Origin of the sequence: Tropicimonas sp. S265A, from assembly GCF_049800835.1 — a bacterium.
Lineage (GTDB): Bacteria > Pseudomonadota > Alphaproteobacteria > Rhodobacterales > Rhodobacteraceae > Dinoroseobacter.
The window spans coordinates 75046-89973 of record NZ_JBNAFU010000006.1 but is presented as its reverse complement, the minus strand read 5'-3'; the positions used below and the strand labels follow the sequence as shown (position 1 = coordinate 89973).

The window sequence follows — 14928 nt, the reverse complement described above, 5'->3', positions numbered from 1 at the left end:
AAAAAATGAACCGCTTCGTTCACTTTTTGTCAATCACCGATGCATCGAGTGGATCACGCGCCAGATCGAACGCCTTGCGCATGACCGTCGGCAAGCTGGCGGGGCTGAATGCGGACGCCGGCACGAACGCGCCACGTTCCGGCACTGCGTCCGAAACCGCGACGCGCAACGCCAACCTCAGGTGAAAATGCGTAAAAGTGTGGCGCACTTCCGCACGCGGGTCGTGCCAATCCGCTGGCAATGGCGGAGCCTCGGTCGGGGCCTCTTCCACCCAGTCCGAGGTCGGCCAACCCAGCATCCCACCGAGCAGGCCCTTGTCAGGGCGGGTCTCCAGCAGCCAGTCTCCGGCCGAATTGCGCAGAACATAAACGTAGCCCAGCCGGGTCGGCTTGGTCTTCTTTGGTAGTTTTCGCGGAAGCTCCGCCGCAATACCGGCAGCGCGACCCGCGCAGGAGTGCACCAGGGGGCAGATACCGCAAGCCGGATTGCGAGGCGTGCACACAGTGGCCCCCAAATCCATGACCGCCTGCGCATAATCACCGGGCCGCGCGCCCGGGGTCAAATCAGCCGCGAGTTGGGTCAACCCCGCCTTGGCGGTCGGCAGCGGGGTTTCTACCGCATGCAAGCGCGCCATGACCCGTTCGACATTGCCATCCACCACGGTTTCTGGCTGATCGAACGCAATCGCGGCAATCGCGGCAGATGTGTATGGCCCAATACCGGGCAGACGGCGCAGGTCTTCGGCAGTGCCGGGAAACACACCGCCGAAATCATGCGCCACGACCCGGGCGCATTTCAGCAAGTTGCGCGCGCGGGCATAGTACCCAAGCCCGGCCCAGGCCGCCATGACGTCGGCATCCTCGGCAGCTGCCAAATGGGCAACCGTTGGCCACCGTTCCGTGAAGGTCCGGAAATAGCTGCGGACAGCGGCCACGGTGGTTTGTTGCAACATCACTTCCGACAGCCAGACCCGATACGGGTCCGGGCGGACACCCGCTGCCCGATCCGACGGGCCAACACGCCACGGCATCTCACGCGCGTGGACGTCGTACCACGTCAAGAGCACAGCGCTGAGCCCATCGGAGCCGATTTTTTCACGCATTCTTGAGATTACCTGATCGCTGCCCACTGGCCCCTTCCGTCAACTCGTCTAAACTAGGCACTCAGGGCAAACAAGCGAGCCGGAATGACCACGCCATCCCGATCACGTCGCAACGGCTTCAGACAGACAGGCGTTCTGCTGGAACAGCGCATCCGCAAGGCAGGCGAAGGCCGGGGCTTTGCCGTGGCGCGCTTGCTGACACATTGGGACGAGATCGCAGGCCCGGCCCTTGCTCCGAATTGCCGGCCAGTGAATGTCGGCTATGCGCGCAAGGGCTTTGGCGCAACTCTGACCGTCCTGACAACCGGCGCCTTTGCCCCGCTGTTGCAAGCACAACTGCCCCGCCTGCGGGAACGTGTGAACACCTGCTACGGGTACAATGCCATTTCCCGCATTCGCGTGACACAAACCGCACCAACCGGTTTTGCCGATCCGCAGGCGGCTTTTGCCGCCGCTCCGAAACCTGCAGTACGTCCCGAGTGCGCGGCGCGCGCTGCGGAACAGGCCGGCGAGATCGAGAACCCGGAACTCCGCGCTGCCCTGTCCCGTCTGGGTGCGCATATTCTGTCCAAATCGCCTTCATGACCTTGAAAGGAGCCTCCATGGCCCGCCTTCTTCTGAGCGCTGTCGCCGCCATCCTGCTTGTCGCCGGGGGCGCCTATGTCTGGAACAGCCAAACCACATCTGCACACGGGGTCTCGTTGAACCCCGTCTCCGCTGCACAGGCACAGGAGGTTGACACCTCGGGCGTCATCGAAATGGCGATGGGACCAGAGGATGCAGCGGTTACGGTTATCGAATATGCCTCCTTCACCTGTCCCCACTGCGCGAACTTTCATGAGTCCGTCTTCAAGGAACTGAAAGAAAACTACATCGACACCGGCAAGATCCGGTTCGTGCACCGGGAGGTGTATTTTGACCGACTGGGCCTCTGGGCCGGAATGACCGCGCGCTGCGGCGGTCCAGAGCGGTATTTCGGTATTGCCGATCTTCTGTACGAGCAGCAGCGCGAGTGGATCGGGTCCGGAAACCCCGCCGAAGTGGCGGACAACCTACGCCGCATTGGCCGTTTGGCCGGGCTGGGTGACGACGCAATCGATGCCTGCCTTCAAGACGCAGACAAAGCCCAGGCGCTGGTCGCGTCCTATCAGCAAAACGCCGAAGCAGATGACATCAGCGGCACGCCGTCATTCATCATCAATGGAGAGAAGTTCTCCAACATGAACTACCGCGACTTTGCGGCTACGCTCGACGAGTTGCTGGCGGATTAATCGTCGCGACGTGTCAGGAGATGATCCAGCGCAGTCTCCAGCGGCGCTGGGTCCACCAACTCAAGACGCACAGGAAGGCTCAGCACCTGTGATCGCAACGTCTGCGGCAAGCGCACAGCATCTTTCTCGGTTGTTACAAGCTGGGCCCCCTGCGCTTTGGCATCGGCGATCAATCGGCCCAGAAGTCGATCATCGAGCGGCTGATGATCCTCAAGCGGGTGGGTCGCGACAACCTCTGCCCCGAGCGCGTGCAAGGTGGCAAAGAACTTCTCCGGATGGCCGATCCCGGCAAAGGCAACCACACGCAGGCCGGTCCAGATCAGTCCGGTTTGCAACGGTTTGAGCAATCCGCGCAGACGCGGGACCGCGCCCACGACGGGCGCCCAAGTGGCATCGAAGCGGGCTTGTGCCTCTTCAGGGCCGATGGTCAGGACCAGATCGGCCCGAGCCAATCCTGTTTGCACCGGTTCGCGCAATGGGCCGGCCGGCAAGACCCGTCCATTTCCAAACCCGCGCCACGCGTCCACAACCACGATCGACAAGGATTTTGCCACACTCGGGTTCTGGAATCCGTCATCCAGCAGAACCACCGACGCGCCTTCCCCGACCGCGCAGGCCGCCCCTGCGGCACGATCTCTGGACACCCAGGTGGGCCCGAAGGCGGCGAGCAGCAGAGGTTCGTCCCCAACATCGGCGGCGCTATGAGCGCGTTCTTCGACCCGGACCGGGCCGTCGAGCTTGCCGCCGTATCCGCGGCTGACGACGTGAGCGGCCTGACCTCGCGCCGCAAGCATCATCTGCAAGGCAATCACTGTTGGCGTTTTCCCGGTACCACCTGCATTGATGTTGCCGACGCAAATCACCGGCACACCCGGGTCGAACGCCGCCCCTTTGCGCAAACGCCGCGCTGTCCCTGCCGCGTAAAGCGCCCCAAGCGGGGACAGCAATCGGGACCGAACGTCCGGCGCATCGGGCGCGGTATACCAGAACGCTGGCGGTCGCATCAGGCCTCCGCTTTGGCTTCAGCAAGCAGGCTGCGCGCCTCGGCATCCTCCAGCAGGGTAAGAACTTCGTTCAGCGCCAGGTCGGTCACTTCGGCCCCGCGGCTCGAAACCTCCCACGCGGCATGAGCCATGCTGGCGGCCTTGTCCGGCGACAGAAGATCCTCGACCGAGGCCGCGAGGCCTTCGGCCGTGCTGGCAAGCCGCGCAGCCCCTGCTTCGGCCAATCGTTGGTAGATATCCGCGAAATTGGCGACGTGCGGACCGTGCAAGATGGCAGACCCCAAAGCCGCAGGTTCAAAGGGGTTATGCCCGCCGATTTCCTCCAGCGAACCGGCCACGAAACTGACCGGCGCCACGCGGTACCACAGTCCCAACTCGCCCAAGGTATCGGCCACATAGATCTGGGTATCGAACTCGATCGGCTCATCGGCGCTGCGCAAGGCCACTTCCCACCCCTGGCCGCGCAGCATCGATGCAACCTCCGGTCCACGTTCCGGGTGGCGCGGCACGAGGATCAGAAGCAGGCGATGCATCTTGCGCACGAGCGCCTTGTGCGCCTCCGAGATAACCTCCTCCTCCCCCGGGTGGGTCGATGCCGCAAGCCAGCGCGGCCGCGTGTCGGTCGCTGCTACGAATTTCTCGCGCGCGGCTTCGTCATGGGGCAGAACCTGCGCGCCTTCCTTCAGCGTGCCCACGACTTGCATTCGATCTGCCGGCGCACCCAGTGCCGCCAGATGGCGCCCGGTGGCCTGATCCTGCACGAGAATGACAGAGAACTTCGACAAAAGAGCCTTGGCGGTTCCCTTCATCCAGCGCCATTTGCGGAAGCTGTCCTCAGACATGCGGGCGTTGATCAGGGCCATCGGGATGCCGCGATCCGCCGTGTCATGGATCATACGTGGCCAAAGCTCGCTTTCGACCCAGACCGCCATGTCCGGACGCCAGTGATCGAGGAACCGTTGCACCGCCGCACGCGTGTCGACCGGCGCGAACTGATGAACGGCCTGCGGCGGCAAACGCGTGGCCACGAGGTCCGCAGACGTGCGGGTGCCTGTGGTCAGAAGAATCGTGGCATCGGGGCGTTCCTCGGTCAGGCGGCGGATCAACTCCTGGACCGAAAGCGCCTCTCCGACAGACGCAGCGTGCATCCAGATCAACGCCCCCTCGGGCCGTGACTTGCCGGCGGTTCCGGTCCGTTCACCGATCCTTTCAGGGTCTTCCTTGCCAGCTTCCATACGTTGGGCCAGCTTGCGATCCGCCCATTTGCCCGCATGAGCAGTCAGCCCAAGGTATAACGCAAGACCCGGTGGAATTCCCACCGGATCAGGCCCGTTCCGCCAAGGCAGACATGGTCTGTGGCCAGTAGATCATGAAAGCAAGCTCCGGTCTCAGGTGGCTCTGCGCGCAGCCTATCGGCCCATCTGAATTGGTCAACCCGGCCGCACGGTCAAACAGCGGCGCGCGCCTGCCGTTTGCGTTCATGCGGGTCCAGATAGCGCTTGCGCAGTCGGATCGCATTGGGCGTGACTTCGACCAGTTCATCGTCATCAATGTAGGCAATCGCCTCTTCGAGCGAGAAGTTGATGTGCGGGGTCAGACGCACTGCTTCATCCGTGCCTGATGCGCGCACGTTCGTCAGCTTCTTGCCTTTGAGCGGGTTCACTTCCAGATCGTTTTCCCGGCTGTGCTCGCCGATCACCATACCCTCGTAGACCTTGGTTTGCGGGCCGATAAACATGCGGCCGCGATCTTCGAGATTCCAGAGCGCAAAGGCCACAGCCTCCCCGTCCACCATGGAGATCAGAACGCCGGCACGGCGACCAGGAATGGCCCCCTTGTGCGGGGCCCACTCGTGAAAGACGCGGTTTAGAACCCCGGTGCCGCGTGTATCTGTCAGGAATTCGCCATGATACCCGATCAGACCGCGCGACGGCACATGCGCGATGATCCGTGTCTTGCCTGCGCCGGCCGGTTTCATCTCGACAAGCTCACCCTTGCGCGTACCGGTCAGCTTTTCGATCACAGCCCCGGTGTATTCGTCATCCACGTCGATGGTGGCTTCCTCGATCGGCTCATGCGTGACCCCGTCGATCTCCCGAAACAAGACCTGCGGGCGCGAAATGCTCAGCTCGAAACCCTCACGGCGCATGTTCTCGATCAGAACACCCATCTGCAATTCGCCGCGACCGGCAACTTCGAACGCCTCCCCGCCGGGTGTATCGGTAATCTTGATGGCGACATTCGACTCTGCCTCTTTCATAAGGCGTTCGCGGATCACGCGGGACTGCACCTTCTTGCCATCGCGCCCGGCCAACGGGCTGTCATTGATCCCGAAAGTCACTGTGATGGTGGGCGGGTCGATGGGTTGCGCCGGCAGGGCCTCGTCGACCGCCAGCGCACAGATCGTGTCCGCCACAGTCGCCTTTGTCATCCCCGCAATGGAGACGATGTCACCGGCCTGTGCTTCATCGATGTCCTGCGTGGCCAACCCACGGAAGGCGCGAATCTTTGTGACGCGAAACTGCTCGATCTTCTGACCGATCCGGCTGAGCGCCTGAACAGTCGCCCCGACCTTCAGCGTGCCGGATTCCACGCGCCCGGTCAGCAAACGACCAACGAACGGGTCCGACCCGAGTGTGGTCGCCAGCATCCGGAAATCCTCGCCCTGCCGGGCAACCTGCCGCGGGGCCGGAACGTGGCGCACGATCAGGTTGAACAGAGCCTCGAGGTCCTTGCGCGGCCCGTCAAGTTCCGCATCCGCCCAGCCAGACCTGCCGGAGGCATAGAGATGCGGGAAATCAAGCTGATCGTCGTCCGCGTCGAGGTTGGAGAAGAGGTCAAAGCACTCATCCAGTGCGCGATCAGGTTCGGCATCGGGTTTGTCTACCTTGTTCAGCACCACGATCGGCCGCAATCCCAGCGCCAGCGCCTTGGAGGTTACGAACTTGGTCTGCGGCATCGGGCCCTCGGCGGCGTCCACCAACAGAACGACGCCATCTACCATGGACAGAATCCGCTCCACCTCTCCGCCGAAATCCGCGTGGCCAGGGGTGTCAACAATGTTGATCCGCGTTCCGTGCCATTCGACGGAGGTGGCCTTGGCAAGAATGGTAATTCCGCGCTCACGTTCCAGATCGTTGCTGTCCATCGCGCGTTCGGTCGTCGCCTGATTGTCGCGATAGGTACCCGACTGTTTCAGCAGTTCGTCAACCAGTGTCGTCTTGCCGTGGTCAACGTGCGCGATGATCGCGATATTGCGAAGGTCCATTGCGGAGGCCTTTGAAGTAAGGGAAGAGTTGCGCGCGCCCTACCCCACGACGGCGGGTTTGGCCAGCGGGAAATGCGCCGCAGCCCTAACGATAGCGGGCGGCTGTGATAAATTCCGAGAACGCTTCGCACCAGATCAATACGGTCGTGTAGGCCTCCAGATCGACCCCGGCCGGCAGGTCGAGGATGAACCCATCAAAGGTCTTCACGTCGCCAAGCTGCAAGGCACTATTGCGGACCGGCTCGAACTCTTCCTCATGCTCGACGAACTCCGGGACCAGATAGAGCTTGTAGTCCGGCCCCGGTGCCAACTGCCCCTGATGTACGATCTGCGTCGGCGTCAGGCTGATCTGGCCCTCCCCCCAGTGCAGCCGATCGGAGCCACGCAGGTCACGGGTCAGTTCAGCGGTGAACATCGCTGATTGGGCGCTTTCCTCAAGAACAGCGGCATCGGGTGCCGGGGGCGCGGTCAGGATAGGCAGGAAATAGATCCCGGCAGCAAACCCGACCGCCAGCGCGAAGCCGTGGGTCATCAGGAGGAGAACGAGTTTCCGCATCAGCGCAACTCCTTGAGGATATCAAGCGAGGCATAACCATCCGGAACAATCCCGATGGAGGCTTGGTACTCCCGCACGGCGTTGATGGTGTTCGGACCGATGATCCCGTCGATCTTTCCAACAGCGAAGCCGCGCCGGTTGAGAAGACGCTGCATTTCCTTCTTTTCACTCAGCGACAATCCACGATCCCCACGCGGCCAGGAGGCTTTGAAATCAGGCTTTCCAACGATCCTGTCGGACAGATGTCCAACCGCGATCACATAGGCATCTGCGGTGTTATACCGCTCGATCACATGGAAGTTGTCAAAGATCATTAAGGCGACCCCTTGCGCCCCGGCAGGCAGAAGGATCGAAGCACGACCGTGGTTCGGAACCCGCGCGCCCGAGGTATCCCGCACGCCAAGCCGCGCCCACTCACTCGGGCTTTTCTTGATCCGCTCGCCCGTAAGGGCGTAGTTGAAGCCTTGCGGCAAGCGCACTTCCACGCCCCAAGGCTGGCCTTTCGTCCAGCCGAAACTCTTGAGGTAGGAGGCAGTGGAGGCCAGAGCGTCGATCGGATTGTCGGACCAGATATCGCGCTTGCCGTCGCCGGTGAAGTCAACGGCATAGTCCAGATAGGAGGTCGGAATGAACTGCGTATGCCCCATTGCCCCGGCCCAGGAACCTGTCATGCGCTGCGGGGTAACATCGCCGGCTTGCAGGATACGCAACGCGGCGATCAGTTGGTCTTCGAAAAACGCGCCGCGTCTGCCATCGTAGGACAGCGTTGCGAGGGCCGAAATCAACGGAGTGTTGCCACGGTAGCTGCCGTAAGCGCTCTCTAGCCCCCAAATCGCGGTGACGACTTCGGCCTCCACGCCATACCGGGCTTCGATCTGCTGTAACGCGCGCGCGTTGTCGCGGAATGCGGCTTTGCCATTGCGCACACGCGCATCCGAGACCGCGCTATCCAGGTATTCCCAAAGCTGTTTGGTGAATTCGGCCTGGTTGCGGTCGCGGCGGATGACATCCGGCAGGTAATCGACCCCCGCAAAGGCGCGATCGAACGTTGCCGGACGGATGCCCTGTGCCAAGGCGCGGCGGCGAAATCCGTCGATCCAGTTTTCGAAGCGCGCAGGCCTGTTGGCCGTTTGCACGACCGGTGTTGCAGTGCGTGGCGCAGGGCGCAAACTGAATACTGGCGCAGCGCGGCTGACGACATCTGCGTCACCCGATCGGGCCTGCTGCGCCGCTGCTGGGGCGGACAGTATAGCTGTCATAGCCAGCCCGAGGGCTGCGTAGGTGATCTGCATTGTATGGCTCCTGCTCGTTTGCCATTTTTGGGCAGGGTAACGCGAACTGGCTTTTTCTCAAAGCATGGTCTGGGCACCCGGCGATCACGTTTGCAATGTCTTGCCGAACCTGGCCTCAGGCGCGCTTGCGTTTGAGCTTTTTCTTGAGCTTGGCTTTCTTCGCCTTGTTCGCAGCGATTTTCCGGCGCACAGGCCGTGATTTGCGGCGCGGACCGACCGGCACGGCGGTACCCTCCACCGACAGCAGTTCCAGCATCAGCCCACCGGTCACGGGCACGGCTTCGGCCAGACGTACCACCACGCGTTGCCCCATGCGCAGGGTAAAACCGGTCTCGGACCCGGTGAGGCTCTGCTCTTCACCCGAATAGTGAAAATACTCCGCGCCTATAGACCGGATCGGGATCAATCCGTCCGCTCCCGTTTCGTCCAGCTTCGCAAAGGCCCCGAACCGCGTCACACCGGAGATGCGCGCACTGAACTCGTTGCCGACGCGATCCTGCAGATACGAGGCCAGGTAGCGATCAATCGTGTCCCGCTCAGCCGCCATGGACCGGCGCTCGGTGTCGGAAATATGTTGCGCGGTCTCATCGAGGTGTTCGATCTCCGCACCGCTCAATCCATCGTCGTCCCAGCCATGTGCCGAGATCAGGGCGCGATGCACGACCAAGTCCGCATAACGCCGGATCGGCGATGTGAAATGCGCGTAGTTCTGCAAGGCAAGACCGAAGTGCCCGAAGTTCTCGGGGCTGTAATAAGCCTGCGTCATGGCCCGCAGGGTCGAGATATTTATCAACTCCGCTTCGTCCTGACCCGCCGCCTGATCCAGCAGGCGATTCAAGTGCGCAGTGGTCAGCACCTGTCCCTTGGCCAGCGTAAGCCCTGAGGCCTGCACAATCTCCCGGAGGGCATCGAGTTTCTGGACGGAGGGTTCCTCGTGGACGCGATACAGCAGCGGCGTGCGGGTTCTCGAAAGCGTTTCTGCTGCGCAAACGTTGGCGAGCACCATGCATTCCTCGATCAGCCGGTGCGCATCAAACCGATCGCGGAAGCTGATCGACGACACCTCGCCCTGCTCGGACAGAACAATACGCCGTTCTGGCAGATCCAGATCCAGTGGCTGGCGCCGCTCGCGCGCTTTGGTCAAAGCACCGTAGACTGCAAAAAGCGGTTTCAACACCGGCTCCAGCAACGTTTCGGTGCGCAAACTCGTCTGGCCATCAATGGCCGCTTGCGCCTCCTCATAGGACAACGAAGCTTTTGACTGCATGAGCCCGCGATAAAACTTGTGGCTGAGTTTGGTGCCCTCTGCATCGATGATGATACGCACGGCGAGGCAGGCTCGCGGAACGTCCTCGTGCAACGAGCACAGATCCCCTGACAGTGTGTCGGGCAGCATCGGCACGACCCGGTCGGGAAAATAAGTGGAGTTGCCGCGCTTGCGCGCCTCTCGGTCCAGCGCGGAGCCCGGCGTGACAAAATGGGCGACGTCCGCGATCGCGACCCAGAGGATGAAGCCGCCATCATTCCTGGGGTCCGGGTCCGGTTGGGCGCAGACCGCATCGTCACGGTCCCGCGCATCCGCCGGATCAATAGTGATCAGCGGGACCGCGCGCAGATCCTTGCGCTGCCCAAGCCCCGGGGGCGTCGCGGCCTCAGCTTCGGCCATAACCGCATCGGGAAAGTCGTCTGGAATTCCATGCTGATGGATTGCAATCAGTGAGACGGATTTTGCAGCCATCGGATCACCAAGACGCTGTGTGACCCGCGCCAGCGGCAGCCCCATGCGCGATTTCGGCCCCGCCTGCTCTGCCTCGACCAACTCGCCGTCCTGCGCACCATGTGCAGCGCCCGGGCTGACGCGCCATTCGCGGTCGGCCCCCTTGTCGATGGGAACGATCCGACCGCCCTCGGCTGTTTTTCGAAAAATTCCGAGAATCTTGCGCTGCCCTGTCCCGATACGGCGGATGAGACGGGCTTCATACTGATGGTCATCGGCCTTTACGCGGGCAAGGCGGGCCAGGATACGGTCCCCTTCCGCAAGACCGGGATCGCCTTTGCGCGCGACAAACAGGATTCTGGGTTCCGCCCCTTCGCCCTGCCATTCCAGAGGCCGCGCAAAGAGGTCACCATCCCCATCGGCCGGCAAAACCTGCAAAACAGAGACCGGCGGCAGGCTCTCGGGGTCGCGGTAGCTTCGCTTGCGTTTTTCAAGGTGTCCTTCCGCCTCAAGCGCCCGAAGAACGCGTTTCAGCTCGATCCTGTCCGCGCCCTTGATCCCGAAAGCCCGAGCAATGTCGCGTTTGCCGGTTTGGGTCGGATTGTCCTCGATCCAGGACAGGATCTCTTCTTTGGAGGGGATGCGTACCATGCCTGCGCCGTAGCATGTCAGACAAGCCGCGTCGAAGGGAATTATCGCGACAGGTCAGCGGCCGTGTCGACATCGCGCAAGGTCGCGACACGGGCGATGCGCAAACCGAACATGGACGCCTCGGTATCCAAGCGGGCATGGGCGGTAGACCAGCGCACGCCGTCAAAAAGCCGCGCGGGAACAGCCTGTCGCCGGGCCAAACCGACCAGCCAGTAGCCGCCATCCGGTGCCGGGCCCAAAACGGCATCGGCCTGCCCCAGCGCATTGAAGGCTTCGGCAATATGCGGCGGTGCGATGTCGGGGATATCCGCCCCGATGATCACAACCGGACCAGGAGGCAACGACCGAAACACCCGCCCCATCCGATCACCCAGGTCCCCGGCGCCCTGTGGCACGCGGGCAAGCGTTTCAGGCCAGACACGGCTGGCCAACCCCTCAACATCCGGGCTTACTGCCAGCACCAGCCGCCAGCGCCGATCGGTCAGGCGGCGGATCAGGCGTGCCGACTGGTGGCGAAACCACCACGCGGCGGCGACCATGCCGATGTCCCGCCCCAACCGCGTTTTCACACGCCCCGGGCGTGGTTCCTTGACCATGATGACCAATGTGGGCCGCATGATCAGAAGTGGACCTGCATGTCGCGATGAGGGATGCCTGCATCGTCGTACTCCGGCCCGTAAGCTTCAAATCCGAAGCTCTCGTAGAACGGGATGGCGTGCGTCTGGGCGCCCAGTTTGGCTCCGGTCAAGTCCGGGTCGGCCTGCATCCGGTCCAGAGCAAAACGCATCAATGCCCGGCCAGCGCCCGACCCGCGGGCCTCTGCCAAGACGCAGACCCGCTCGATCTTGCCAAGTGTCCCGACCGTCCGCAGGCGCGCAGTACCCACCGGAGTATCGCCGACAAATACCAGGATGTGCCGCGCATCGCCGTCGCGCCCATCCCATTCTTCCGCCTCTGCCACGTTCTGCTCTTCGATGAACACGGTGCGCCGCAATGCACGGCAGATCTCCAACTCGTTTGGTCCGGCAATCTCGCGCACGGTGATCACGCGAAGAAATCCCTCAGTATCCGCATGTAAATGGCCTTGAGTTGGGGGATTTGCGCAATCTCGACCCGCTCGTCCACCTGGTGCATCGACTTGCCTACAAGACCGAATTCCACAACCGGGCAGTGATTTTTGACAAAGCGCGCGTCAGACGTCCCGCCAGAGGTGGACAGAACCGGGGTCCTGCCGGTTTCAACCGCGACCGCGTTCGCCACAAGGTCCGAGAGTGCCCCGGGCGGCGTAACGAAGCTTTCACCAGAAACCGAAACCCTCTGCTTGATATCGATACCTGTTTCGGCGGAGACCTTTGCGGCCTCGTCCGCCAACCACTTTGTCAGCGCATGGGACGTGTGGGCATCGTTGAAACGAATGTTCACCGTCGCACGGCAACTTGCCGGGATCACGTTATTGGCCGGGTTGCCTGTATCGAACGTGGTGACCGCCAACGTTGACGCGTCGAAATGATCAGTGCCCTCGTCAAGCGTGTGGGCCGCCAACCGGTCCACCAGCCGGGCGAGCGCGGGAACCGGGTTTCCGGCGCGGTGTGGATAGGCGGAATGCCCCTGCACGCCCGTCGCCTCGAAATACGCCGTCATTGATCCCCGACGCCCGATCTTCATCATTTCGCCCATCTCGTCCGGACAAGTCGGCTCTCCGACAAGACAGGCGGTCATCGCCTCCCCCTCGGCATCCATCCAGTCCAGCAAGGCCTTCGTGCCGTCGTGTGCGTCGCCCTCCTCGTCACCCGTGATCGCCAGGACCACCGCGCCATCCGGCGGACTGCTTTGGACAAAGTCGATTGCCGCAGCGGCAAAAGCGGCCACACCGGACTTCATGTCCACTGCGCCGCGTCCGTACATGAACGCTCCGTCAATCTCTGCGCCGAACGGGTCATGAGCCCAATCGGACCTTTCCCCCAACGGAACGACATCGGTGTGCCCATTGAACCCGAATGTCCTTGCATGGCCCTTGTCGCCCCAGCGCGCAAACAGGTTCGCGATCCCGCCACGATCCACGCGGGTACAGTCGAACCCGGCAGCCCTTAGCCGGGCCTCCAGCAGGACCAACGCGCCGCCCTCGTCCGGCGTGATGGACGGACAACGGATCAGGTCCGCAGTCAGGGCAATGGGATCTGTTGTCATGTCAGTCTTTGTCATAAAAGGCCGTGGTCTGTGCCACAACGACTGAATTCTCTGCCAGTGCGCGCGCCATCAGATCGCGTTCCTCGTCGGGGATGTCATGGCCTTCCGCAAGCCGCTCCTCCAGTGACCCGTAACCGGAGACGTCCAGCGGGTTGAGGTCAGCCTGCTTGAGCAGCGCAACGGTCTCGCGAACGGCCTCGGCCTCGTCAACCCCGGCGGCATAGCACATCAGCGCCGCGCCCGTGGCGGATTTAGGCAAACCGTCCCCATCCTTGCGGCCAACCTCCACCAGAAGCGTGTAGACCTGATGGGGTCGCTTGGGTTTCTTGTCCGTCATAACCGTGCCGCCGCCAGTTTCAGGCCGAAGCCAATCAGAATACCGCCCACGACGCGATCGAGCCAGACGCCGACCTGCGGACGATCCCGCAACCCTCGCGCCAGCCGGTCGCCCGCGAGTATCACCAGCGGCTCGACGCAGGCCGCAACGAAAATGATCAGCACGCCGTGCAGAAAGATTTGCGCCCAGACCGGCCCTGCGGACGGCTCTACGAATTGTGGCAGAAACGCGAGGAAGAACACCGCGACCTTGGGGTTCATCAGGTTCACGAGCACACCCTGTCGGTAGCTTTGCCCGATACTCATCACTGGACCATTCCCTGCGACGTAGCTGCCGCCACTGTTGCGCAGCGTCTTGATCCCAAGCCAGATCAGATAACCTGCCCCGGCCCATTTTACCGCCGTGAACACCGACGCCGACTGAGCGAGGATAGCCGAGAGCCCGAGCGTGGCAAACAGGACATGCCCCAAGGCCCCAGTCCAGAGCCCGCCCATAGCCGCAAATCCCGCACGGCGTCCAGCCTGAACGGTGCGGCCCAGAATGAACGCGATATCGGGCCCGGGTGACAGGTTCAGGGCAAACGCTGCCGCAAAGAACGCCCCCCAATGGGCCAGCGAATAGTCAAACACCCCGGCGCTCCCGACAGACTCCGCGATCAGTCGCGCAACAGTTCGTTGATCCCGGTCTTGGAACGGGTCTTTTCGTCAACGCGCTTCACGATTACCGCGCAATACAGGTTCACATCGTTCTTGGATGGCATCGAGCCTGCCACAACAACTGAATACGGCGGAACCTCGCCGTACATGACCTCGCCCGTCTCACGATCCACAATCTTGGTCGATTGGCCGATGAAAACGCCCATGCCGAGCACCGATCCCTCTCTCACGATGCAGCCTTCGACCACTTCGGAGCGGGCACCAATGAAGCAGTTATCCTCGATAATGGTTGGGCCTGCCTGCATCGGTTCCAGCACGCCGCCAATGCCGACACCGCCGGACAGGTGTACGTTCTTGCCGATTTGTGCACACGACCCGACGGTCGCCCATGTGTCGACCATTGTGCCACTATCCACATAAGCCCCAAGATTCACGAAAGAGGGCATCAGAACCACGCCCGGCGCAATGTAGGCGGACTTGCGCACCACACAGTTGGGGACAGCGCGGAAGCCGGCTCTTTCCCACGCACCGGCGTTCCAGCCAAGAAACTTGCTGTCGACCTTGTCCCACCAGCCGCCGCCTTGCGGCCCGCCGGACTGCGGCTCCATATCCTTGATCCGAAACCCCAGGAGCACAGCCTTCTTGGCCCACTGGTTGACATGCCAGCTGCCATCGTCCTGCTTTTCTGCAACCCGCAGCGCACCGCTGTCCAAGGCGTTCAGCGTATCTTCGATCGCCTCGCGCATGTCACCAGTGGTGGCAGGCGTGATCGTGTCACGGGCGTCCCATGCCGCTTCGATGGCGGTTTCTAGTTGAGCGTTCGACATGGGCCCCTCCGGCGCAGCAATTCCTGTGTTCGCGCAGGCTATACCCAGTCCGCATCCGGC

The 14928-nt window shown here is 62.4% G+C and carries 15 protein-coding genes; 2 read left to right on the top strand and 13 right to left on the bottom strand.

What is annotated here, in order from left to right; genetic code table 11:
- Positions 1 to 19: 19 nt before the first annotated feature.
- Entirely contained in the window at positions 20 to 1102 is a 1083-nt protein-coding gene (gene mutY / locus ACP15N_RS14665) for an A/G-specific adenine glycosylase (protein WP_425093068.1), read from the bottom strand.
- An 84-nt stretch (positions 1103 to 1186) separates the two neighbouring features.
- Here mutY and ACP15N_RS14660 point away from each other — a divergent pair, with 84 nt between their 5' ends.
- Positions 1187 to 1687: a DUF721 domain-containing protein gene (locus ACP15N_RS14660; RefSeq protein WP_425093067.1), complete on the top strand. Its 501-nt coding sequence runs from the start codon at positions 1187 to 1189 to the stop codon at positions 1685 to 1687.
- A 17-nt stretch (positions 1688 to 1704) separates the two neighbouring features.
- A complete protein-coding gene (locus ACP15N_RS14655; RefSeq protein WP_425093066.1) occupies positions 1705 to 2373 on the top strand; it encodes a DsbA family protein in 669 nt (222 codons plus the stop codon).
- Here ACP15N_RS14655 and lpxK read toward each other — a convergent pair.
- The 12 genes from lpxK to dapD all read right to left on the bottom strand — a co-directional run bounded on the left by lpxK (position 2370) and on the right by dapD (position 14868).
- The gene (lpxK, locus tag ACP15N_RS14650; RefSeq protein ID WP_425093065.1) at positions 2370 to 3377 is read right to left on the bottom strand and encodes a tetraacyldisaccharide 4'-kinase; all 1008 of its coding nucleotides are present in this window, start codon (positions 3375 to 3377) and stop codon (positions 2370 to 2372) included. The genes ACP15N_RS14655 and lpxK overlap by 4 nt on opposite strands.
- Complete coding sequence (locus ACP15N_RS14645) at positions 3377 to 4696, bottom strand: 3-deoxy-D-manno-octulosonic acid transferase (RefSeq protein WP_425093064.1); 1320 nt, start codon at positions 4694 to 4696, stop codon at positions 3377 to 3379. The genes lpxK and ACP15N_RS14645 overlap by 1 nt, the downstream gene beginning before the upstream one ends.
- A gap of 128 nt (positions 4697 to 4824) precedes the next feature.
- Positions 4825 to 6645 (bottom strand): translational GTPase TypA, encoded by a 1821-nt coding sequence (typA, locus tag ACP15N_RS14640; protein WP_425093063.1) that lies wholly within the window; start codon positions 6643 to 6645, stop codon positions 4825 to 4827.
- An 85-nt stretch (positions 6646 to 6730) separates the two neighbouring features.
- Positions 6731 to 7201 carry a DM13 domain-containing protein gene (locus tag ACP15N_RS14635; protein ID WP_425093062.1) on the bottom strand — a complete coding sequence of 157 codons (471 nt, stop codon included), beginning with the start codon at positions 7199 to 7201 and terminating at the stop codon, positions 6731 to 6733.
- Positions 7201 to 8493, bottom strand: coding sequence for a lytic murein transglycosylase (locus tag ACP15N_RS14630; protein ID WP_425093061.1), 1293 nt, complete (start codon positions 8491 to 8493; stop codon positions 7201 to 7203). The genes ACP15N_RS14635 and ACP15N_RS14630 overlap by 1 nt, the downstream gene beginning before the upstream one ends.
- Before the next feature lie 115 nt (positions 8494 to 8608).
- Positions 8609 to 10861 carry a ribonuclease R gene (gene rnr, locus ACP15N_RS14625; protein ID WP_425093060.1) on the bottom strand — a complete coding sequence of 751 codons (2253 nt, stop codon included), beginning with the start codon at positions 10859 to 10861 and terminating at the stop codon, positions 8609 to 8611.
- A gap of 41 nt (positions 10862 to 10902) precedes the next feature.
- Positions 10903 to 11478, bottom strand: a complete 576-nt coding sequence (locus ACP15N_RS14620; protein ID WP_425093059.1) for a TIGR04282 family arsenosugar biosynthesis glycosyltransferase — start codon at positions 11476 to 11478, stop codon at positions 10903 to 10905.
- A 2-nt stretch (positions 11479 to 11480) separates the two neighbouring features.
- The gene (locus ACP15N_RS14615; protein ID WP_425093058.1) at positions 11481 to 11909 is read right to left on the bottom strand and encodes a GNAT family N-acetyltransferase; all 429 of its coding nucleotides are present in this window, start codon (positions 11907 to 11909) and stop codon (positions 11481 to 11483) included.
- Complete coding sequence (dapE, locus tag ACP15N_RS14610) at positions 11906 to 13048, bottom strand: succinyl-diaminopimelate desuccinylase (protein WP_425093057.1); 1143 nt, start codon at positions 13046 to 13048, stop codon at positions 11906 to 11908. Before dapE ends, ACP15N_RS14615 begins: the two co-directional genes overlap by 4 nt.
- A 1-nt stretch (position 13049) precedes the next feature.
- The gene (locus ACP15N_RS14605; RefSeq protein WP_425093056.1) at positions 13050 to 13385 is read right to left on the bottom strand and encodes a hypothetical protein; all 336 of its coding nucleotides are present in this window, start codon (positions 13383 to 13385) and stop codon (positions 13050 to 13052) included.
- A complete protein-coding gene (locus tag ACP15N_RS14600) occupies positions 13382 to 14014 on the bottom strand; it encodes a LysE family translocator (RefSeq protein WP_425093055.1) in 633 nt (210 codons plus the stop codon). Before ACP15N_RS14600 ends, ACP15N_RS14605 begins: the two co-directional genes overlap by 4 nt.
- A 26-nt stretch (positions 14015 to 14040) precedes the next feature.
- Positions 14041 to 14868, bottom strand: a complete 828-nt coding sequence (dapD, locus tag ACP15N_RS14595) for a 2,3,4,5-tetrahydropyridine-2,6-dicarboxylate N-succinyltransferase (RefSeq protein ID WP_425093054.1) — start codon at positions 14866 to 14868, stop codon at positions 14041 to 14043.
- Positions 14869 to 14928: the final 60 nt, after the last annotated feature.